At 71.3% G+C, this 21,233-nt stretch carries 19 protein-coding genes; 7 read left to right on the top strand and 12 right to left on the bottom strand.

What is annotated here, in order from left to right:
• Positions 1-254: 254 nt before the first annotated feature.
• From ABZE72_RS08300 to ABZE72_RS08275, 6 genes are read right to left on the bottom strand one after another with little or no spacing between them, the layout of a single operon-like run.
• Positions 255-1,697: an aldehyde dehydrogenase family protein gene (locus ABZE72_RS08300; protein ID WP_372728545.1), complete on the bottom strand. Its 1,443-nt coding sequence runs from the start codon at positions 1,695-1,697 to the stop codon at positions 255-257.
• Positions 1,694-2,878, bottom strand: a complete 1,185-nt coding sequence (locus ABZE72_RS08295; protein WP_372728544.1) for an FAD-dependent oxidoreductase — start codon at positions 2,876-2,878, stop codon at positions 1,694-1,696. The genes ABZE72_RS08300 and ABZE72_RS08295 overlap by 4 nt, the downstream gene beginning before the upstream one ends.
• Positions 2,875-3,732, bottom strand: a complete 858-nt coding sequence (locus ABZE72_RS08290; RefSeq protein ID WP_372728543.1) for an oxaloacetate decarboxylase — start codon at positions 3,730-3,732, stop codon at positions 2,875-2,877. The genes ABZE72_RS08295 and ABZE72_RS08290 overlap by 4 nt, the downstream gene beginning before the upstream one ends.
• Positions 3,729-5,225, bottom strand: a complete 1,497-nt coding sequence (locus ABZE72_RS08285) for an aldehyde dehydrogenase (protein WP_372728542.1) — start codon at positions 5,223-5,225, stop codon at positions 3,729-3,731. The genes ABZE72_RS08290 and ABZE72_RS08285 overlap by 4 nt, the downstream gene beginning before the upstream one ends.
• Before the next feature lie 22 nt (positions 5,226-5,247).
• A complete protein-coding gene (locus tag ABZE72_RS08280; protein ID WP_372728541.1) occupies positions 5,248-6,564 on the bottom strand; it encodes an acyl-CoA dehydrogenase family protein in 1,317 nt (438 codons plus the stop codon).
• The gene (locus ABZE72_RS08275) at positions 6,561-7,796 is read right to left on the bottom strand and encodes a flavin reductase (RefSeq protein ID WP_372728540.1); all 1,236 of its coding nucleotides are present in this window, start codon (positions 7,794-7,796) and stop codon (positions 6,561-6,563) included. The genes ABZE72_RS08280 and ABZE72_RS08275 overlap by 4 nt, the downstream gene beginning before the upstream one ends.
• 185 nt (positions 7,797-7,981) lie before the next feature.
• On the opposite strand from ABZE72_RS08275, the gene ABZE72_RS08270 reads away from it, so the two are divergent.
• Positions 7,982-8,686 carry a GntR family transcriptional regulator gene (locus ABZE72_RS08270; protein WP_372728539.1) on the top strand — a complete coding sequence of 235 codons (705 nt, stop codon included), beginning with the start codon at positions 7,982-7,984 and terminating at the stop codon, positions 8,684-8,686.
• 25 nt (positions 8,687-8,711) lie between these two features.
• On the opposite strand, the gene ABZE72_RS08265 is transcribed toward ABZE72_RS08270, so the two are convergent.
• Positions 8,712-10,361 carry a nitrilase-related carbon-nitrogen hydrolase gene (locus ABZE72_RS08265; RefSeq protein WP_372728538.1) on the bottom strand — a complete coding sequence of 550 codons (1,650 nt, stop codon included), beginning with the start codon at positions 10,359-10,361 and terminating at the stop codon, positions 8,712-8,714.
• 46 nt (positions 10,362-10,407) lie between these two features.
• Between ABZE72_RS08265 and ABZE72_RS08260 the strand changes: the two genes are divergently transcribed.
• Positions 10,408-11,772 carry an MFS transporter gene (locus tag ABZE72_RS08260; RefSeq protein WP_372728537.1) on the top strand — a complete coding sequence of 455 codons (1,365 nt, stop codon included), beginning with the start codon at positions 10,408-10,410 and terminating at the stop codon, positions 11,770-11,772.
• Positions 11,773-11,814: 42 nt separating this feature from the next.
• Here ABZE72_RS08260 and ABZE72_RS08255 read toward each other — a convergent pair whose 3' ends face one another.
• Both ABZE72_RS08255 and ABZE72_RS08250 read right to left on the bottom strand, forming a co-directional pair.
• Positions 11,815-12,558, bottom strand: a complete 744-nt coding sequence (locus ABZE72_RS08255; RefSeq protein WP_372728536.1) for a hypothetical protein — start codon at positions 12,556-12,558, stop codon at positions 11,815-11,817.
• Positions 12,559-12,592: 34 nt separating this feature from the next.
• Positions 12,593-13,126 carry a TetR/AcrR family transcriptional regulator gene (locus ABZE72_RS08250; RefSeq protein ID WP_372728535.1) on the bottom strand — a complete coding sequence of 178 codons (534 nt, stop codon included), beginning with the start codon at positions 13,124-13,126 and terminating at the stop codon, positions 12,593-12,595.
• Positions 13,127-13,214: 88 nt separating this feature from the next.
• Between ABZE72_RS08250 and ABZE72_RS08245 the strand changes: the two genes are divergently transcribed.
• The gene (locus tag ABZE72_RS08245) at positions 13,215-14,108 is read left to right on the top strand and encodes a DUF4437 domain-containing protein (protein ID WP_372728534.1); all 894 of its coding nucleotides are present in this window, start codon (positions 13,215-13,217) and stop codon (positions 14,106-14,108) included.
• A 10-nt stretch (positions 14,109-14,118) separates the two neighbouring features.
• Here the strand turns inward: ABZE72_RS08245 and ABZE72_RS08240 are convergent, their stop codons facing one another.
• The 3 genes from ABZE72_RS08240 to ABZE72_RS08230 are packed head-to-tail and all read right to left on the bottom strand — an operon-like array spanning position 14,119 to position 16,529.
• Positions 14,119-14,697 carry a hypothetical protein gene (locus ABZE72_RS08240; RefSeq protein WP_372728533.1) on the bottom strand — a complete coding sequence of 193 codons (579 nt, stop codon included), beginning with the start codon at positions 14,695-14,697 and terminating at the stop codon, positions 14,119-14,121.
• Positions 14,694-15,320: an isochorismatase family protein gene (locus ABZE72_RS08235; RefSeq protein ID WP_372728532.1), complete on the bottom strand. Its 627-nt coding sequence runs from the start codon at positions 15,318-15,320 to the stop codon at positions 14,694-14,696. Before ABZE72_RS08235 ends, ABZE72_RS08240 begins: the two co-directional genes overlap by 4 nt.
• A 3-nt stretch (positions 15,321-15,323) precedes the next feature.
• Positions 15,324-16,529: a CaiB/BaiF CoA transferase family protein gene (locus ABZE72_RS08230; RefSeq protein WP_372728531.1), complete on the bottom strand. Its 1,206-nt coding sequence runs from the start codon at positions 16,527-16,529 to the stop codon at positions 15,324-15,326.
• Positions 16,530-16,560: 31 nt separating this feature from the next.
• On the opposite strand from ABZE72_RS08230, the gene ABZE72_RS08225 reads away from it, so the two are divergent.
• The 4 genes from ABZE72_RS08225 to ABZE72_RS08210 are packed head-to-tail and all read left to right on the top strand — an operon-like array spanning position 16,561 to position 21,047.
• On the top strand, positions 16,561-17,496 hold the full coding sequence (locus ABZE72_RS08225) for a hydroxymethylglutaryl-CoA lyase (protein WP_372728530.1): 936 nt from the start codon (positions 16,561-16,563) through the stop codon (positions 17,494-17,496).
• A complete protein-coding gene (locus tag ABZE72_RS08220) occupies positions 17,496-19,028 on the top strand; it encodes a class I adenylate-forming enzyme family protein (protein ID WP_372728529.1) in 1,533 nt (510 codons plus the stop codon). The genes ABZE72_RS08225 and ABZE72_RS08220 overlap by 1 nt, the downstream gene beginning before the upstream one ends.
• 37 nt (positions 19,029-19,065) lie before the next feature.
• Positions 19,066-20,334 (top strand): DUF4437 domain-containing protein, encoded by a 1,269-nt coding sequence (locus tag ABZE72_RS08215; RefSeq protein ID WP_372728528.1) that lies wholly within the window; start codon positions 19,066-19,068, stop codon positions 20,332-20,334.
• Positions 20,331-21,047, top strand: coding sequence for a hypothetical protein (locus ABZE72_RS08210; RefSeq protein ID WP_372728527.1), 717 nt, complete (start codon positions 20,331-20,333; stop codon positions 21,045-21,047). The genes ABZE72_RS08215 and ABZE72_RS08210 overlap by 4 nt, the downstream gene beginning before the upstream one ends.
• The last annotated feature ends 186 nt before the right edge of the window (positions 21,048-21,233 follow it).

Below are 21,233 nucleotides of genomic sequence, written 5' to 3'. Positions count from 1 at the left end.
GCGAACGTCGCGGTGACGTCGGAGGGGCCGGCCTCGTCGAGGTGCTCCTGGACGTACTTGAGACTCATGACGCTCCTTCTGACCGTGCGTGCGCTCTCGAGAACCACGCTAACTGTCGATCCGTCGACCTCTCAGGGACCGACGGAACCAGACTATATATGATATTAGTACGGCTGACGAGGAGTTCTGCGGAGTTCTCGAGACCCGATCGACCGAGTTCGCCCGAGCGCCGAGCGGGCGCCGACCGCGCACCGTCAGACCGGGTACGCAGACGCCGTCGAGCCGGCCCCACCCTCACGGAACGCGCCCGGCGCGTGGATCGCACAGGTCTGCACGTACTCGGTGAGGCCCTCATCGCCGTACTCGCGCCCCCATCCGGAACGCTTGACCCCCCCGAAGGGGATGTGCGCGGCCAGACCGGTCCGGTTGTGGGTGTTGACGAAGCTGAAACCCGCGTCCAACCGGCTGGCCACCGCGAAGGCCCGGTCCTCGTCGGCGGACCAGATCGAGGCGCCCAGCCCCAGCTCCCCCGCGTTCGCCCGGGCCACTGCCTCGTCGACGGTGTCGTAGGTGAGCAGCGGTACGGCGGGGCCGAACTGCTCCTGGGCGACCAGGGGGTCCGCGTCGCCCGCGCCGACCACCAGGGCCGGGCGCAGGTAGTGGCCGCGGTCGAGGTCGGTGCCGGGCAGCACCGTGCCGAGTTCGTGGACCCGCGCACCGCCGGCGCGCGCAGCCTCGACCAGCCCGGCTACCCGGTCCCGGGACTCGGCGGTGACGACCGGTCCGATCGTGGCGCCTTCGGCGAGCGGGTCGCCGAGCCGCAGCACGCGCTGTGCCGCGGCGAGGTAGGCGGCCGTCATCTCCTCGGCCCGGTCGGCGGGGACGTAGAGCCGCTTGACCGCCATGCAGACCTGCCCGCTCGTGGCGAAGCTGGCCATCACCAGGCGATCCCAGTCGGCCTCGGCGAGGTCGGCGTCGTCCAGCAGGATCGCTGGGTCGTTGCCGCCGAGCTCGAGCACGGAGGGTGTCAACGCGCGACCCGCTGCTCCCGCGATCGCGGCGCCGGCCGTCGAACCACCGGTGAACGCGACGCGGCGCACCCCCGGATCGCTGACGAGAGCGGTGGCGGTCTCCGCGTCGCCGTGGACGACCTGCACCAGAGCGTCGGGCAGGGCGGCGCCGACGACCTCGAGCAGCCGGCTCACCCCGAACGGCGCCAGCGGCGACGGCTTCACCACGACCGCGTTGCCGGCGACCAGGGCGGGGGCGAGCTTGAGCAGGGTCAGGATCAGTGGGGCGTTCCACGGCGTGACCGCCCCGACGACGCCGAACGGCCGGTGCCGCAGCACCAGCCGGCCGCGCTCGTCGTCGTAGCCACCCTCGGCAAGCAGCGCCTCGCCGCGCGCGGCGTAGTGGCCGAGCAACGAGGTGGCGAACCCGGCCTCGCCGCGGCAGTCCGCCAGCACCTTGCCGGTCTCACGCGCGGTCAGGTCGGCGATCGCGTCGAGATCGCCCGCCAACCGCTCACCGGCGGCGCGAACGGCGGCGCAGCGCTCGTCCAGCGGGAGCGCTGCCCAGGCCTGCTGGGCGACTCCCGCCCGGGCGACGGCAGCGGCGACGGCCGGGGGCCGGTCGACCACGACCGTACCGACGACCTCGTCGGTGCGCGCCGGGTTGACCCGCGCGATCGAGGTCATGGGGTGGACAGGGGGCGCAGGCTGTCGATCATCGACGTCCGCCGCAGGTAGGTGCGCGAGGCGACCGGGTCGGCACACAGCGCGCGCAACTCGTCGTGGTACGCCTGCCGGGCGGCCTCGTCGGACTCCCGCAACCGCTCCCAGTTGTCGTGGGTGACCGCCTTCACGTACGACGTCGCGACCTCGCGCCGCGCGCTCAGCACGGCGTCGAGTTCCTCGACGGTGCCGGTGTGGGCGATCAGCGGGGCGAGCGCCCGGGCGACGAGGACGGCGTCGTGCAGACCGCTGTTCATCCCCATCCCGCCGAGCGGGTTGTTGACGTGGGCCGCGTCGCCGATCAGCAGCACCCGGCCGGTGCGGAACCGGTCGGCGACCCGCTGGTGGACGTTGTAGAGCGAGGCGTGCAGCAGGTCCCAGTCCCGACCGAGATCGGCGACACCGGTGAGCCGGGACTGCACCCGCGCCGGGTCGGTCTCGACCTCGTCGGGAGAGGCCGGGTCGGTCGGGAAGAGGATCCGCCAGTGCTCCGGGGTGCGGAGCAGCACCAGCCACTCCTCGGGGTCGAAGACGTAGTTGACCGCGGCGATCCCGGGGAGCGCGGCCTCGAGGTCCTCGCGGGTGGAGACGACCAGGAAGCGCTCGGGGTAGGTGATCCCCTCGAAGGCCGCGCCCGTCGCCTTGCGCACCGCCGACGAGGCGCCGTCGGCTCCGATCACCCACTCGGCCTCGAAGGCTCGACCCGCCTCCGTGCGGACCACCGGGCGGCCTTCGAGGTCATCGACACCCACGACCCGCTGGCCGAAGAGGACCTCGGCGTGCGGGTGGGCCGACAGGGCCTCGAGCAGGATCGGGGTCAGCTTCGACTGCTCGCACTGGACCCGGAACGGGTACGCCGTGTCGTCGGCGAGCACCGACAAGTCGAGGTCGGCGATCGGGCCGGTACGGCGGTCGCGGTACTGGAACGTCGTCGAGGTGATGCCGCGGTCGAGCAACGGGGCGAGGACGCCGAGGTCGGCCAGCATCTCCAGGCTCGGCGGGTGGAAGGTCGAGGCGCGCGACTCCGCAGCCAGGCCGTCCCCGGCCTCCAGCACCGTGACGGGCACGCCCGACCGAGCCAGGACGAGGGCGGCCGTCAGCCCGACCGGGCCGGCGCCGACCACGACCACGCGGGGGATCCTCATGAGTACTTCTCCTCCAGGGCCAGCAGGTCGGGCAGTCCGACCAGGTCGTTCAGGTCGGACCAGTCGAGCCGCGACGTGGTTCCCGCGTGCCCGTCGCGGGCGATGGCGGCATAGACGTCAGCGGCCGCCCGGGCAGCGGCCAGCAACGCGGAGACCGGGTGGATGACCGCGCGCACACCGACGGCGTGCAGTTCGGCATCGGTCGGGCCGGCCTCGACCGGGCCACCCGCCTCGGAGCGCGCGTGCACCAGTGGGAGGTCCGGCAGGGCGCCGTGCACGAGCTCGAGCGTGGCGAGGTCGGCTCCCTCGACGAACAGGGCGTCCGCCCCGACGGCGGCGAAGGCGCGACACCGCTCGAGGACGGCCTGGGCGCCGAGCACGGAGAACGCGTCGGTGCGGGCCACGATCACCAGCCCGGTGTCGGCCTCCACTGCTGCCTGCACCCGAGCGGCCGCCTCGGCCAGGTCGACGACGGCCTTCCCGGTGAGGTGGCCGCACCGCTTGGGCGCGACCTGGTCCTCCAGGTGCAGCCCGGCGATGCCGGCGGCGGCGTAGGCGGAGGTGGTGTGCCGCGCCTGGAGCGCATTGCCGTAGCCAGTGTCGGCGTCCGCCAGGACCGGGAGTCCGGACGCGGAGGCCAGCACGGCCCCTCGACGGGCGATGTCGGTCCCGTGCACGAACCCGAGATCGGGACGTCCCAGCTCGATGGCCGAGACCGCCGCCCCGGACAGGTGCAGGCCTGGCGCACCGGAGGCCGCAGCCAGCCGGGCCGAGACGGCGTCGTGGGCGCCCGGGAGGTGGACCAGTCGGTCTCCGTGCAGCAGGGCCCGCAGCGCGTCCGAGCCGGCACTCATGACGAGTGCAGCGCCGAGGCGCCCTCGATGCCCACGACCCGCGCGCCGGTGAAGATCCTGATCGTCTCGAGGGTGCCCTCCTCGCCCATCCCGGACCAGCCCCAGGCCGGCCGGGGGGTCATCAGGTGCAGGCTCATGATCGTGGATCCGTTGACCTTGACCTCGCCGGCCCTGACCTGGCGTGCGAAACGCATGGCCGCCTCGGTGTCCGCGCCCGTCACGTAGCCCTCGAGCCCGTAGGGAGTGGCGTTGGCCAGCCCCAAGGCCTCGCTCACGTCGCGATAGGTGTGCACGGTCGCGACCGGCCCGAAGACCTCGTGCAGCGCCGCGTCGCTGGGGACGCCGGTGAGCAGGGTGGGCGCGAGGAAGCTCCCGGTCCCCGGCACCTCGGTGCTGGCGTGCGCCGCCGCACCAGGCGCGCTGCCGAGCCGCTCCGCGATGTCGGCGCGCAACCGGGCGCGATGGGCGGAGTGCACGAGCGGACCGAACTGGGTCGCCGGGTCCAGCGGGTCCCCCGCCTTCAGGGCGGCCAGCCGCTCGAGAATCCTGGCCAGCACGTCGTCGGCCATGGACTCGGGCAGGATCAGCCTGCCCAGCGCCCGGCACCACTGCCCGTTCAGGGTGGTGAGCAGGTCGGTGGCCGCCCGAGCCGCTTCGTCCGGGTCCGCGTCGGGCAGCACCACCAGCGGGTTGTTGCCGCCGAGCTCGAGTTGGAGTGCGGTGAACCCCTGCGCACAGGCGGCAGCGATCTGCCGTCCGGCGACCAGGCCACCGGTGAAGGAGACCGCCCGCGTGCGTGGGTCCGTCACCAGCGCACCGCCGACCGAGGCGCCTCCCTGCAGCAGCTGGAAGGTGCCCGCGGGAGCGCCCGCGTCGGTCAGCACCCGATCGAGCACGCGTGCCAGCTCGGTGGTGCCGTACGCCGCGAACTCGCTCGGCTTGAGGATCGTCGGTGCGCCCGCCGCCAGCGACGAGGCGATCTTGTGGGCAGCCATCGGTGCGGGGGCGTTCCACGGGACGAGGCAGACGGCCGGACCCAGCGGGAGGCGGTGCACCTCGACCGGATGACCGCTCGCGCCCTGCTGGACGTCGAGCAACGCGCCGGAGCGCATCATCTGGGCCGCGAGGTGGAAGGCGCCGGGGACGATCATGCCCACGATGCCGGTCTGGGCGATCGGGACACCGGTGGCGAAGGCCTCCAGCGCCGCCAGCCGCGGCACCTCGGCCTCGAGGGCAACGCCGATCGCCTCGAGGATCTCCGCACGTTGCTGGAGCGGGAGTCCGGCCCAGGTCTGCTCCCGGTGCACGGCGTCGGCGGCCGCCAGGGCTGCTTCGACGGCATCCGGCGCACTGGCCGGAGCCGCGGACAACGACGTACCGGCGTAGGTGTCCTCGACGACGAGGTCCAGGACGTCGCCGGGCGCCGACCAGCCGCCGGCGACGAGTTCGTCGACGGTGGGAAGGTCGATGCGGGCGGAGCTCGTGGTGGTCACGGTGTCAGTCATTGTCCCGCACTCACTTCCCGAAGGAGTCGGGCGTGGTGAGCCCGGCCCAGCCCTCCTGCTCCACGATTGTCTTGGCGAGGTCCAGCTTGCCGCGTTCGGCGGGGAATGCCTGGACCAGACCCATCGCCGTGTCTCGCACCGCACGGCCGATCGTGTTGTCCATCTGGGCGCCCGAGGTCCCGCACATCTTCAACGCGTGCAGGGCCACCTCGTGGGAACGCTCGCAGATCGCGCCCTTGGCCAGCTTCCAGCTCGCGACCACCGCGGGCTTGGGCAGCAGGGGCGGGTCACTGGCCTCGAGAGCGATCTGACGAGCCAGCCACAGGTGGGCCTCGGCCAGCGCCTCCTCCGCCTCACCGATCAGCACCTGGTGCATCGGGCTGGAGGCGATCGGCTTGCCGGTGTCGGCGAACGTCGCGGACATGGTGCGCTCCATGGCGTAGTCCCACACCCCGCGCGCCACGCCGGCATAGATCGCCGCGATCGCCACCTGGTTGCCGACCCAGGAGCCGCGCGACATCTGGGTCGCCCGGGTGAAGCCACCGGGGATGGTCAGGGCGTGGTCGTCCGGCACGAAGGCGGACTCCATGATCAGGCCGTTGTTGTTCGAGGCCCGCATGCCCAGGCCGTTCCATCGCGACCGGGGGCGAGCGTTCTCGGTGTCCCGGGCGACCAGGAAGAGACCGAGTCCGTCCAGGCCGTCGACGTCGGCGCGCCGTGCCGTCACCAGGTAGTAGTCGGCCGTCCCGGACAGGCACCCGAAGGACTTCTCACCCTCGAGCAACCAGCCTCCCTCGGTGCGGGTGGCCAGGGTGTTGATCAGGACGTTGGCGTTGCTCGCCTTGACCGCCTCGCTGGCGAAGTTCGCCAGGCAGCGCCGCTCGGTGCCCATCATGTGCAGGACCTTCTCGGCGAAGGCCCTGACGACCGGCACCTCGTCGTCGCTGTAGAGGCCCGCCTCGGCCGCAGCGAGCGGCAGCAGTCCCCGCGAGGAGGCCGAGCAGTGGAAGAAGAAGGCGAGCGCGGTCGACCCGCAGACCGTGCCCAGCGCATAGGTGGTGGCGGCCAGATCACGCAGTCCACCGCCGAGACCGCCGTACTCCTCGGGGACGACCAGGCCGAGCAGGCCGGCGTCTCCCAGGAGCTTGACGTGTCCGGGGGGGAACTCGCCGAGGGCGTCCGCCGACGAGGATGCTGCGGCGATGGCGGGGAGCACGGACTCGACCCGCTCCATCCGGGCTCGTTCCGCCTCCGTCAGGTCCAGCAGCAGGCGCTCGGCCGTCAGGGGAGCCGTCTCCTGCTGGACCGGCTTCTGGGTGATGGTCATCCGGCTGCTCCTAGTGGTTGTACATGCATCAGGGGGGCGGCGACCGGGGTGCCCGGATCGGGCAGGGTGCCGAGTCGTCGGGACAGGTCGCCGATCGCGGAGACGTCGACCGGGGTCGCGACGTCCACCTCCTGCAGGAGGCAGACCAGGTCTTCGGTGCTGACCTCGTCGCCGCGTCCGGTCAGCGAGGTCTCGAAGTGGGAGACGCCGCTCTTCAGGGCGGTGATGGCCTTGACCAGGCCGAGGCGGTCCCGATCGTGCAGGCCCAGCCGGATCGGGACAGGGCGGGCAAGCGCGGCCACCTCCTGGAGGAGGTGTCGCACCGAGAGCGGTGTCGCCGCCCCGGCTGCGTCCTGCAGGCAGATCTCCAGGACCCGGGCCTTGCGGAAGACGGCGACGGCAGCGGTCACCGGCTCGGTGCGGTCCGGCCCGAAGGCGTCGGCCAGCCGCACGGAGCAGCGGTCCGCAATACCGTCCACGAGGGCCAGCGCACGGCCCACGGAGGCCTCGTCGGCCGGATCCACGACCACCTCGACCACCTCGACACCGGCCGCGAGGACCTGGTCGGCCTGGGCGCGATCGGAGACCAGCATCGACGTACCGATCCTCAACTGGGGGTCGGGTGCCGCCACGCGCACCCGCACGCCCGCGCGGACCAGTTCGCCGGCGACGCCCGGGCCGGTGCCCGCGTCGGCCAGGCTGGTGTCGGCCAGCGTCACGACGTCGGGCATCACGTCGGCGAACTGACCCCAGCCCCGCGAGTGGAAGAGCAGCGGGGCCGACTTCCGCGCGGTGTGGCCGGCCAGCACCTCGCCCACGAAGATCGTGTGGTCGCCGCCTTCGTAGGCGTGCAGCACGCGACAGTCGAGCCATCCGAGGGCGGAGTCCAACAGCGGCACACCCGTGGTGGACGTGGACCAGGTCTCCCCCGCGAAGCGGTCGTCGCAGTCGGGGACCATGCCGGCGAAGCGTCGTGCGACCTCCGCCTGGTCCTTGGCCAACACGCTGATCCCGAAGACGCCGGAGGTGGAGATGAGGTCGTGGCTGTAGAGCTTGCGGTCCAGGCAGATGGAGACGAGCGGCGGGGAGAGGCTCACGCTCGAGAACGAGCTCGCGGTCATCCCGTGCCAGCTGACAGCGGCCTCCTCGAGGCCGGGGGCGAGGGTGGTCACGATCGTGACGCCACTGGGCCACTGGGCCAGGACATCGCGGAACACCATTGGGTCGACCATGGCCGCACCTCCTCCACCGTAGAGAATATACGATATCTAACTAGCTTGCCAGAGAGTTGGGGGCGGACCCCCGCACAGGCAGGTCGTGCGAGGGTCCGCAGACGTGACGATATCATATATACCTTTGCCTGGGCACGCCCCTACTGAGAATGGCTCGTGGGCCGTGCCGGATATATGATCTAAATATGTCTCGTCGCCCTCCAGCAACCACCTCGGTCCGACCGATCGCCCACCTCTCCCTGGTCGACCGGGTCACCGACGAGCTGCATCGAGCGATCCTCAACGGCGACATCGCCCCGGGATCCACGGTCTCGATCGTCGACCTGTGCGAGCAGTTCGCGGTCAGCCACATCCCCGTGCGCGAAGCACTGCGCCGCCTGGAGAGCGAAGGACTGCTGAGCCTGCGTCCCGGCCGCAGCGCCCTGGTCGCCTCGCTGAGTGTCGAGGACCTCTCGGGCATCTACCGCCTGCGTAAGCTGATCGAGGGCGACCTGGCCCTGCGGGTCGCGTCGGCAATCACTCCCGAGACGGTCGCGGCGAGCTCCGCCGCTCTGGGGGAGTACGCCGAGATCGAACGGGAACCGTCCGCGCTCGCGTACACCCACCACGCCTTCCACACCGCGCTGCTGTCCGACGTCGCCGGCCCCGCCGACCTGCAGGTGCTGACGATGCTGTGGAAGTCCAGCGACCGCTACCTCCACCTCGCGATGAGCGACATCGACAGCGGGCCGGAGGCGACCGAGCACCGGATCCGCGAGCACCAACTCCTGCTGGACCTCGCCCAGCAGGGAGACGGCGCCGAGCTCGCCCAGGCCTGGGTCGCCCACCTCGACTCGAGCGAGAAGGCGCTGCTCGAGGCCCTCGCCAATCGGGAAGAGCTCTCCCACTAGCCTCCGCGGTCCGCCCGAGCCCGAGCTATCCCGAAGCCACCAACGGTGCGGCCAGAGCCCACGGGCGGCCGTCGACGAGATCGGTTCCCTTGGTCACGAACCGGTTCGCCGCACACTCGGGCCTCAGCACGGCCGTGGTGACGACGTCCTCGACGATCACGGGCTCGGGTCGGCTGATCACACCGGTGAACGGGCCGCGGCCCGGCGCCCACAACGTGAAGTCGCTCGAGAGCGGCACCACCATGCCCGCACCGTGCTCACCGCGCCAGGAGGCGACGGCCAGGTTGAGTCGGTTCTCCGCGGCTCGCTCCAGCAACAGGGGGTCGAGGTCCTGTCGGGTGGCCGTCGTGAACGGCACCGCCACGACGTCGGCGTCCTGGAGCGCCGCCAGTCGGAAGGTCTCGGGGTAGAGCGCGTCGTCGCCCACGACCACCGCCAGCCGACCCCACGGCAACGCGAGGATCTCCAGGGCCTGACCGAGTCGGGTCACTGCCTCTCCGTGACGAGCACTGACGTGCAGCTGGGGTTGCGACAGGAGCACCCCGCCACTGCTGACGGCGACTCCGACATGGGCGCCGTCCTGCAGCAGGCTGCTCACCACGACCGCCTCGGTGCCCGCTACCGAGGCCTGCAACTGTGCGACGTCGACGCCGGCCAGTTCGGGAAGCACCACGAGTTCGGCGCCGGCAGCCGCGGCGTCGGAGACCATCGCGGTCAGCTCCTGCGGGGTCGCGGCGACCGGGCAGATGACGACCGCGCTGATCTCGGGGGAGCCGACCGCGGCCACGCGACCCACCGGCGGCGCGGCGATGGCGGCGTACAGCTCGGGACGGCGTGAGGCGATCACGTCCGTGCCGTCCGGTCGCGTCTTGTCGTCGGCCGCACGGACGTCGATGTCGGCGATGACGACCGCCTCGCCGGTGCGCGGGCCCATCGCCACGATCGTGCCGTCCGGAGCCACGATCTGGCTCTCACCCGCACCGTGCAGGCGGTCCGCGGGAACGCCGACGCGCGCGGCCACGGCGGCGATGCTGCGCTCGGGCACGAGCGGGCCGACCTTGTTGGCCGCCACCACCCAGACCTTGTTCTCCACGGCGCGGACCGGGATGTGCAGCGATGCCTCGTCGAGCGCGAAGGAGTTGAGGCTGTTGAGCAGGAGCTGCGCGCCCTCGACGGCCAGCATTCTCGGGGTCTCGTTGATGACCCCGTCCATGCAGGAGTAGAGCCCGACCGTCCCGAACGGGGTCTCGACGACCGTGGAGCGCTCGGTCGCCGGGTCGAGGTGGTCGCGCTCACTGCCCATCAGCACCTGCTTGTCGGAGACGGCCAGGACCTCGCCCTCGGGTCCGATCAGGATGTTGCTCCCGGTGACCCGGCCGCCCTCCCGCGCCAGCGTGCAGTTGGCCATCAGGTGGAGGCGACGCTCGCCGGCCTTCTCCCGCAGGGCCGCGACGAACGGACCCTCCAGGGTCACGGCCATCCGGCGCGCGTGCTCGCGGTCGTCGTACCAGCTGACGTGGTTGCAGAACTCGGGGAGCACCACCACCTGGGCGCCCTGGTCGGCGGCCTCGTCGACCATTCGCAGACAGGTGGCGAGGTTGTCGCCGGCGTCCTCGGTGACCGCGAACTGTACGGCGGCGACGCGGAGGCGACTCTGCAGGGGAGCTCTCGTCATGGACAAACCATATATCTTCTATGATTTCTGGGTTACCGTATGGCGCATGTCTGAGACGACCCCGGCACCCACCCGAGTGACCACCCAGGCCTTCGTCAACAAGGACCCGGTCGAGATCGACCTCTCCAAGCCCGCCCCCTTCGGGTGGTACGCCGCGATCGTCATCGCCCTGGTCGCGTTCATCGACCGCGTCGAGGTGAGCCTCGTCGCGGGGGCCCTGCCGGTGATCCAGGACCACTTCGGGTTCAGCGACACCGTCGCCGGCCTGATCCCGACCTCCGCCGCCCTGGCCAGCATCGTCCTGCTCCTGCCCGCGGGCAAGCTGGCCGACTCCGGTCGACGGACCTGGATCATCGCCCTCGTCGTCCTGGTCTGGTCGATCTGTTCGGTGCTCAGCGGCCTCGCGACGACATTCGCGCTCTTCTTCGCGACCCGGATCCTGCTCGGCGCCGCCGCCCAGCTCTACAACCCGCCGGCCTCCAGCCTGCTCGCCGACTACTACCCCAGCCGCAGTCGCGCCAAGGCCTTCGGCCTCGAGCGGGCCGGCTTCTACACCGGCCTGCCCGCCGGCGTCGCCCTCGGCGGCATCCTGGCCGAGATCCTGGGGTGGCGCGCGGTCTTCTTCATCGTCGCAATCCCCGGGGTCCTCGTCGCGGCGCTCGTGCTGACCCTGCGCGAACCGATCCGCGGCATCGGCGACCGCCTCGACGTGCTCCGCGGCGCCCCCGTCGAGCCCGGAACGGAGCCGGCCGTCATCACCGGCCAGGCCGGCACGGTCCTCAAGGAGGCGCTCGCACTCCTGAAGATCCGGACCCTGAAGAGCCTCGCTCTGGCCCTCGGACTGCTCTACCTGGGTCTGGCCGGACTGTTCTTCTGGCTCACGGCCTTCCTCGAGCGCACCTACGACCTCAACGCCGACAGCGCCGCGGGCCTGACCGGCGGCGTCGGCGGCACGGGCATCGTGCTCGGCATCGTCATCGGCAGCCGGATCGGCGACCGCACGGAAGGCGTCAAGCCGGCCCACCGGATCCGCACCGGGTGGACCTTCCTGCTGATCGGCGCGATCGCGCTGACCGCGACCGTGCTTGCCCCGACGCTCTGGGTGGCAGTGGTTGCCATCGCCGCGGCCTGCATCGGCTTCGCCGGGGCCATCCCGAACCTGACCGCGGCCTCCGCCGACGTGGTTCCGGCCGTCCGCCGCGGGATGGGATTCGCCCTCCTGCAGTTCCTGCTGAGCCTGGGTGGTGCGATGGGGCCGTTGGTGATCGGACTGACCTCCGACGTCGCCGGCTCGCTGCGGATCGGCATGCTCGCCCTGCTGCCGGCACTGGTCGGCTGCCTGATCCTGCTGCCCCGCGCCGCCCGCCACTACGAGGAGGACGCGGCGGTCGCCCTGCGCCAGGCGGCCTGAACCACGCCCCCTGCCGTCCGCCGCCTGTCGGCGTAGCCGCGCTCAGTGCTCGCTGAGCAGGCTTCCGTATCCCTCGACCCGATCCTCGATGCCGTGCTCGCGCAGCGCGTGCCAGAGGGTCGCGGCGTTGATCGCCAGCACCGGGCGGCCCAGCTCGGCCTCCATCCGGTCGGCGATCCCGACGAAGGAGAGGTTGGTGCCGACCTGCACGATCGCCTCGACGCCGGGGCCGTCGATCTCCTCGACCACCGAGCGGACCCTGGCCTCGTCGACCCGCGCGATGTCCATCGCGGTGACGCAGCGCAGGCCGGTCACCTCGGCGACGTCGAACCCGGCCTCGGTGAAGAACCGGTGCACCTCGCGGTCCGCGTTGGGCTGGTACGGCGAGAACACCGAGATCCGGCGTACGCCGAGGGTCCGGAGTGCGGCCCGGCAGGCACTCGCCCCGGTGGTCACGGGCAGTCCGGTGCGGTCGTGGATGCGCTGCTCGAAGGCACGGTTGCCCTCGACGCCGCCCCAGAACGTCTCGGCGGACATCCCCATGACCATGCGCTCGGGCTCGGCGGTCAGCACGTCGCGGACCGCGGTGTCGATGGACCCGCGGATCTGGACGAGCAGCTCCTCGAACTCGCTCTCGTCCCCCATCACCGGGCGGGGGATGTACATCGACCCGGCGCGGAAGGCGACGCCGTCGACGCCGGCCCGCCAGTAGTCGTGCTCGACGACGGTGTTGGTGCTCGGCACGATGACTCCGAAGACGGCGCGGGTGCCCACGGCGTTGGTCATGGCGTTCCTCCTGTGCAGCGGGTGCGGTGACGGGTCATCGGAGCGCCGCCAGGTGCAGGTCGACCGCGCGGTGGGCGCGAGCTCGAGCCGGCGGCGCGTCGGCGAGAACGGCGTCGGCGAGGAGCGGGCCGACGATCGCGGCGACCGCGTCCTCGCGCTGCTGCCGGCCGGCGCTGGTGGCCCGGAGAGCGTCGCGGAAGGGTCGCTCGATGTCGGCCACGTAGCGCCCCCGGAGGTCGTCGGCCGAGACGAGCGCCCGCAGGAAGGCCGAGACGGGCTTGTCGCGCAGCCGGTCGCACAACTGGTCCACCGCGACGTGCAGGTCGTGCGCCGGATCGTCGGTCGGGTCGATGTCGGGCGGTGGTGCGACGTCGATCAGCGCGGCCAGCACCTCGGTGGGGGTGGGCCAGTGGCGATAGATCGTGGAGCGGGAGACGCCCGTCTCCTGGTGCAGCCGCTGCGGGGTCAGGGCAGCGACCCCCTCGACGAGGAGCAGGTCGAGGGCTGCCGTCAGCACGACCTCCTCGGTCGCCTCGGCGGGTCCGGTGGGGCGTCCGATCCTGGTCACCTGCCAAACGATACAGGTTGCATCGTTTATTACAAAGCGATACAGTGTGTATCACAAACCTTGCACCACTCCACACGAGGAGAACCCCATGCGACCTCACGTCGAACTCGTCGACGAGCGAGACCTGCTCTGGCACTTCGCCGAGTTCCCGCACGCCGAAGGCACCGCCCGCCAGAAGCACCTCTGCTATGACGAGGAGGACGGGTCGGCCTCGCTCAAGGTCGAGTTCCAGACCGACTGGCGCCGTCCCGCCGGCTACCACACCGCCGAGACCGAGTGGTACGTCCTCGAGGGCGAGCTCACCATCGGCGACCAGACGATGGGCGCCGGTGGCTACTGGCACGCGCCGATCGGCGTGTGGACGCCGGAGATCACCGTCGCCGAGGGCAGCCACGTGCTGGTCTTCCGCGAGTACGGCGACTGGACGTTCGTCCCCTCCGAGACCGGCCTGGACTCGGTCCGCGAGGACCAGAAGCTGATCGTGCAGGACACCGCGAACATGCCGTGGATCGACGTCGAGGACGGCAGCCCGATGCGCTTCGACCTCGGCGGCACCCCCGTCCCCGGGCTCTACATCAAGCTCCTGCACCGCGACGAGAAGACCGGCTTCTACACCCGCCTCATCAAGGCCAAGCCCGGCTGGGTCGAGCACCCGCTGGCCCACCACCCGTGCAGCGAGGAGGCCTACTGCCTCGAGGGCGGCTTCGACTACTCCTTCGGCAAGATGTGGCCGGGCACCTACTTCTGGCGTCCCCCGCTGGTCCGGCACGGCGACTTCACCGCCCACGAGACGGAGGGCTGCACCTGGCTGCTGCGCTCCGACTCCGACCTCGTCGACTGGTACACCGACAACGCCCGCATCGAGATGCACGGCGACCCCGTCAACTGGGGCGAGGGCTACGACCACAGCGCCGCCCCGCGCCCGGTCATCCCGGTCCGCTCGCGCAGCATGGGCCCGTGGGAGGACCCGCTCTACGTGTGAGGCAGCGGCCTCAGCCCAGCAGACGAACCACAGCGACGCCGGTGCCCTCGGGCACCGGCGTTCCTGCTGGCACGTGCGCGAAGGTGCGACCCTCGGGCCAGCAGACGTCGGCGTCGACGTCGTACGTCGACCCGGCCGCGTCCTCGGTGAAGATCGTCGAACCCACCAGGCCCGGCCGTTCGGTGCGACTCCCCCCCGGGGCGACCTCGAGCAGGGTGATCGCACCGGCGTCGGCGGCCTCCCCGTCGGCCCAGCCGCCGCCCGGACCCGAGAAGAAGACGACCGCCGACGAGCCGTCTGCGACCGAGGTGGCGGCCCGGGTGGCCCGGGGCTCGACCACGAGGTAGCCGCCGACCCCGGCGGTGTGCCCGCTCACCGTCAGCGCCCCGGTGAGGATCAGCATCTCCTCACCCGCCGGCTGGTGGCCGACCACGTCGCGTCGCCAGCCGTCCGGGAACTTCACGTGGACCGTCCTGGTCCCGGTGGCCTCGTCGGCGTGCAGCATCGACAGCTTCGCGGGCAGGTCCGAGCCGGCAATGGCGTGCTCGATCCAGGTCAGCTCCGGGGAGTCGAGATCGATCATGGTCATGGCAGGGCTCCTTGGTACGGCGGGATCGAGGTCAGCTGGGCGATCGCCTCGCGCTCGGAGACGACGTCCGCGTACTTGGCATCGAGGTCGGACAGGTTGCGCTCATGGGTGGGGGCGTCGCGATCACCGCAGGCATCGGCGATCACGATCGGCCGGAAGCCGTGCTGGAGTGCGTCCAGCGCCGAAGCCCGCACGCATCCCGACGTGGAGAACCCCAGCACATAGGTGGTGTCGACACCCCGGGCGCGCAACGTGGAGGCGAGCGAGGTGCCGAAGAAGGCGGAGGCGTACTGCTTCGAGATCACCACCTCGCCGGGCACGGGCGCCGGGTCCTCCGGGAATGCCGCGTACGGCGAGCCCGGCTCGAAGGCGCGCAGGCTCGGCACCTTGACCGCGAACCACCCGGCGTCCGCTCCACCGGCGGCCAACCTCACCTCGGTGAACAGGACCGGGTGGCCGGCGGCCCGTGCCGCGGCGACCACGCGGGCCGCGCTCACCCTGGCTGCTTCGAAGCGACCTCCGGGAACGGCCAGGGGACCGTCGTCGAGGTAGGCCCGGACCACGTCGACGACGAGGACCGCGGGAGCTCGCCCCGGTCCGATCCGGGCGCCGAAGAGCTCCATGAATCAGAGGACGCCGGCGGAGGCCAGTCGGGCACGTGCGTCCGCCGACAGCCCGAGCAGCTCGCCGTAGACCTCGTCGTTGTGCTGGCCGAGCTCGGGGCCGGTCCAGCGGATGGAACCGGGCGTCGCGGAGAGCTTGGGCACGACGTTCTGCATCGCGAGGTCACCGAACTTGGGGTCGGCCACCCGGACGATCGCCTCGCGCGCGATGAAGTGCGGATCGCTGAGCATGTCGGCAGCCTTGTAGATCCGGCCTGCGGGCACGCCGCCCTCGTGCAGCAGCGCCAGCAGCTCGTCGGCGTCGTGCTTGGCCGTCCAGACGCCGATCAGGTCGTCGAGCTCCTGCTGGTGCTGACCGCGGCCGGAGTGGTCGGCGTACCGGCTGCCCTCGGCGGCGAGCTCGGGATCGTCCATCAGCACGGCGAGTCGCTTGAAGACCGAGTCCTGGTTGGCGGCGATCAGGATCAGCTGGCCGTCCGAGGTCGGGTAGACGTTGCTGGGCGCGACGTTGGGCAGGGTGGCACCGGTGCGCTCGCGCTGGTAGCCCTGCACGTCCCACTCGGTGACCATCGACTCCATCATCGCGAGCACCGACTCGTAGATGGCGCTGTCGACGATCTGCCCCTCCCCCGTGACATCACGGTGACGCAGCGCCGCCAGGGCACCGATCGTCGCGTGCATGGCCGCCAGGGCGTCACCGATCGAGATGCCGGTGCGCGAGGGCTGCCGGTCGGGGTCACCGGTGATGTAGCGCAGCCCGCCCATGGCCTCGCCGATCGAGCCGTAGCCCGCACGCGAGGAGTAGGGGCCGGTCTGGCCGTAGCCACTGACCCGGACCAGCACCAGGCCGGGGTTGACCTCGCGGAGGCGGTCGTAGCCGAGGTTCCACTTCTCCAGGGTGCCGGGGCGGAAGTTCTCGACGAACACGTCGGCATGCCGGACCAGCTCGAGGAGGAGGTCCTGACCGGCCGGTTCGCGCAGGTTGAGGGTGACCGAGCGCTTGTTGCGCCCCACCACGGGCCACCACAGCGAGCTGCCCTCGGCCTTCTCCCGACCCCACTGGCGCATGGGGTCGCCCACACCCGGGGGCTCGACCTTGATCACGTCGGCGCCCATGTCGCCCATGAGTTGACCGGCGAACGGCCCGGCGAGCAGCTGCCCCGCCTCGAGCACACGAACGCCCTGGAGAGGTCCGGTTGAAGTAGTCACGGCAGGATCATATATCAGATATAGTTCTCCTGTGGAGACGTCCGAAACTAAAGTCCGCCCTTCCGTCACCGTGGTCGAGGTCTCACCCCGGGACGGCCTGCAGAACGAGTCCACCCTGGTGCCGACCGAGGTGAAGGCCGAGCTCGTCCGACGCAGTCTGGACGCTGGCCTGTCCCGCATCGAGGTGACCGCGTTCGCGCGGCCCGACCGGGTTCCGCAGATGGCCGACGCCGAGGCAGTGCTGGCCGCCGTCGTCGGCGATCCGCGGCTGAGCGCGATCGGGCTGGTGCTGAACCGGCGCGGCCTCGACCGGGCCATCGCCGCCGGTTGCGACGAGGCGACCGTGGTGGTGGTGGCCTCCGACGGTCTCGCCCTGCGCAACCAGGGCGCAGACACCGCGGCGCAGGTCGACGCCTGGCTCGACATCGCCTCTGCGGCCCGGGCAGCCGGGCTGCGCACGACCGTGATGCTGGCGGCCGCGTTCGGCTGCCCCTTCGACGGAGTCGTACCCCCTGAGCGAGTGCTCGACGTGGCCCGCCGCTGCCTCGAGGGCTCCCCCGACGAGCTCGCGATCGCCGACACCATCGGGGTCGGCGTACCGGCCCAGGTGACCCGGCTGGTCGGCGGCCTGCGTGAGCTCGACGCCGCAATCCCGCTCCGCGCGCACTTCCACAACACCCGCAACACCGGGTACGCCAACGCCGTCGCCGCGATCGAGGCCGGCGTCACGGTCCTGGACGCCAGCGCCGGAGGCATCGGCGGCTGCCCCTTCGCCCCCGGAGCCACCGGCAACATCGCAACCGAGGACCTGCTCTACCTGCTGCACACTTCCGGGATCCGGACCGGCGTCGACGGCGAGCGGGTCGCGGCGACCGGCACCTGGATCAGCGACCAGCTCGGGTTGCAGCAGGCCCCGGCCATGCTCGGTCGCGCAGGCTGGTTCCCCCCCTCCCCCCAGGAGTCCTGATGCCCCTCACGCCAGGTGGCGCCCCGATGTCGATCGTCGCCGGCCTGCGCGAGTTCGCCCGAGCCACCCCCTCGGCGACCGCGGTGATCGACGGCGACCGGCGCCTGAGCTTCGCCGAGCTCGATCAGCGCGCCAGCAGGCTGGCCACCCACCTGCTCGACTCGGGACTGCGCACCGGCGACCGCGTCGCCGTCCTGCTCGGCAACCGGTTGGAGTACCCGGAGGTCGCCGCCGGCATCGCGAAGGCGGGCCTGGTCATGGTGCCGCTCAACCCCCGCCTGACGCCGGCCGAGGCGGGCTTCATCCTCGAGCACAGCACCGCCTCGGCCCTGGTGGCCGACGACGCACTCGGCTCGGTGGTCGGGGACCACGCGGGACGCCTGGCCACGCTCTCCCTGGACGGAACGCAGCTCGGCGTGTCGTACGAGGAAGCCCTCGCCGCCGCGAGCAACGTCGACCCCCTGGTCCCCGTCGCGGAGACCGACCCGTTCTGCATCGCCTACACCTCCGGCACGACCGGCCGCCCCAAGGGCGTCCTGATCTCGCACCGCAGCCGGGCCCTCACCTTCTACATGTCGGCGCTGGAGTGGGGCCTGGGCAACGGCCGGGTCTCGGCGGCGGTGGCCCCGATGTACCACGGAGCCGGCTTCGCCTTCGGCTTCGCGCCGGTCCACACCGGCGGGACGGTGACGATGCTGCGGACCTGGGACCCGGAGGCCTTCCTCGCCCTGGTCGAGCGCGATCGGGTGCAGTCGGCCTTCCTGGTCCCGACCCACGCCCACCTGTTGCGCGCACTGGGCGAGGACGCCATCGCATCCCACGACCTGTCCAGCCTGGACACGCTCTACTTCAATGCCTCGGCGCTGCCCTGGTCCCTGAAGCAATGGGTGATGGAGACCTTCCCCGGGGTCGGCGTGCACGAGCTCTACGGTTCGACCGAGGCCGGGATCGTCACCAATCTGCGCCCGGTGGACCAGCGGCGCAAGCCGGGCTCGGTCGGGCACCCCTGGTACATGACCGAGGTGCGCGTCGTGGACGACGCCGGGGCGCCCGTCGGCCCCGGCCAGCCGGGCGAGCTGTTCAGCCGCTCGCCGTACCTGATGAACGGCTACCTCGACGACCCCGAGGCGACCGCGGCCTGCACCACCGAGGACGGCTTCGTCACCTGTGGCGACATCGTGGTGTTCGACGACGAGGGCTACCTCCACGTCGTGGACCGGAAGAAGGACCTGATCATCAGCGGCGGGGTGAACATCTACCCCCGCGAGATCGAGGAGGTGCTCGCCACCCACGAGGCGGTGGCCGAGGTCGCTGTGGTCGGCGAGCCGGACGAGACGTACGGCGAACGCGTGGTCGCCCACGTCGTCCTGCGGGCGGGCCACGAGCTCGACGAGGCGACCCTCGCCGCTCTCGAGGCGCACTGCCGCACCAGCCTGGCCGGCTTCAAGGTGCCCCGGGAGATGCACGCGCGCACGGCACTCCCCCGCAATGCGGCCAGCAAGGTTCTCAAGCGGGAGCTCCGTTCGATATGATATATAGTCGCTCACTGAGCCGGTCGAAGGAGACCCCATGCGCCCCCATGTCGAGCTGATCCAGGAAGACGACTACGTCTGGCACGCCGCTGAGCTGCCCGGAGGCGAGGGGCGCGCGAGCGAGCGGCGGCTCTCCGTCGACGAGGAGGACGGATCGTCCTCCCTGCGCGTGGACTTCCACACCGACTGGGGTCGTGGGCCCGGCATCCACCACGCCGACACCGAGTACTACGTCCTCGACGGCGAGATCGACTACGGCGGCCGCACGATCGGCAAGGGCGGCTACGTCTACGCCCCCAAGGGTGTGCCGATCGACTACCTGAAGATCACCGAGGGCACCCGGCTGCTGCACTACCGCGAGTTCGGCGGCGCCGGATTCGACCCGGTGGACTCGCTCGCCGGAGCGTCGCGCTGGGCGGAGGCCCGCGAGGACGTCATCGTCATCGACTCCGAAGCCATGCAGTGGGACGCGGTCCCGAACCCGGGCCCGATGCCGGGCCTCTTCATCAAGTACCTGCACGTCGATCCGGTCACCGGTTTCTACACCCGCCTCGTGCACGCGCAGGAGGGTTGGGCCGACCACCGCCTGGCTCACCACCCCTGCTACGAGGAGGCGTACACCACCCAGGGGCACATGGAGTACAACTTCGGCACACTCGACCTGGGCACGTACTTCTTCCGTCCGGCTCGCGTGAAGCACGGCCACTTCACCACCATGGAGGGCGGCGCCACCTGGCTGCTGCGCTCGGACGGCGAGCTGGCCAACTGGTACACCCAGAACGAGTGGGTCCGCTGGGGCGGCGACGGCGTGAACTACCCCGTGGACGCGGAGTCCTTCCCGGCCCGGTACTCGCAGTCGACCCACGACCTGGCCCAGCCCTGGCGCACGGACGTCGACGTCGAGCAGCTGCGGGCGGCCTGGCAGTTCCAGCAGGACCAGGGAGCTCCGAACGCCGAGTTCCATCTGCACGGACTCGGCGCCGACCGCTCCGCGATCGCGATCGCGAAGGCGATGGACGCGTTCAACCTGCAGGGCGGGCACGGCGGGCACGAGCACACCCACTCCCACGACCACGACCATGACCACGACCACGGCCACGGCGAGCACACGCACGACGTACCCGGCTTCGACTGGGGTCGCGACCCGCGCGGTCTCGAGCACACCGACGAGCGCACCGACGACCACGCGCACAACTGGGGCGCCGGCCGTCCCTGGCAGGCCGGGGACCCGATACCGGCGCCGATCATCTCCTCCCTCCCGGTCCGCAGCCGCTCGCGCGGGCGCTGGGACGGGGACGGCATGTGATGGTCCACGGCTTCAACGGCTACAGCGCCGCCCTCTTCCTGCACATCCTGCTGTTCGTCTACTGGCTGGGTGGAGACCTCGGGGTCTTCTACTCGAGCCGCTACATCATCAAGCGCGAGCTGTCGCCCGAGACCCGGGCGATCGCGGCGAAGATCATGCACGGCATCGACCTGGCACCGCGGATCTGCCTGGTGCTGTTCGTCCCCAGCGGGGTCACGCTGATGTACTACGGACCGCTCGGCGACCTGTTCTTCGCGCCCGGCTGGGTGCTCGTCCCGATGTGGATCGCCTTCCTCGGGTGGCTCGCGGTGGCGGTGCTCGACTACTACCGCGGCGGTGACACCCCGCAGGGGCGGCGACTGCAGCTGGCAGACCTGTGGGTGCGCTACACGCTCGTGGTCGCTCTCCTGGCGGTCTCGGCCTACACGATCGTGGTGAGCCAGCCGTTCGGGGTCGACACGAACCCGAAGTGGCTCGGGGCCAAGGTGGCGGCCTACGCCCTCTGCATCCTGATGGGGGTGCTGATCCGCCGCGAGCTGCGCCCGTTCGGCCCGGCGTTCGGCGAGCTGATGACCACCGGTTCGACACCCGCGGTGGAGCGGGCCATCGTGGGGTCGATCCGTCGTTGCGAGCCGTACGTCTTCGCGATCTGGGCCCTGGTCGTGCTTGCCGCCGTGCTCGGCGTCGTGAAGCCCGGCTCGACCGCCTTCTGAACCGACCCACCCCGACCCGATCGACTCGACAAGACCTCGTACGTCAGAAGGAAGTGCGCACGGTGACCAAGCAGGTCAAGCAGCTCGATCGGGTCATCATCCGGTTCGCGGGCGATTCCGGCGACGGCATGCAGTTGACCGGGGACAGGTTCACCCAGGAGTCGGCGGTGTTCGGCAACGACCTGG

The organism is Nocardioides sp., from assembly GCF_041600255.1.
Classification (GTDB): Bacteria; Actinomycetota; Actinomycetes; order Propionibacteriales; family Nocardioidaceae; genus Nocardioides.
Note: the sequence above shows the minus strand (reverse complement) of the source record. Positions and strands in the feature narration are given on the sequence as shown.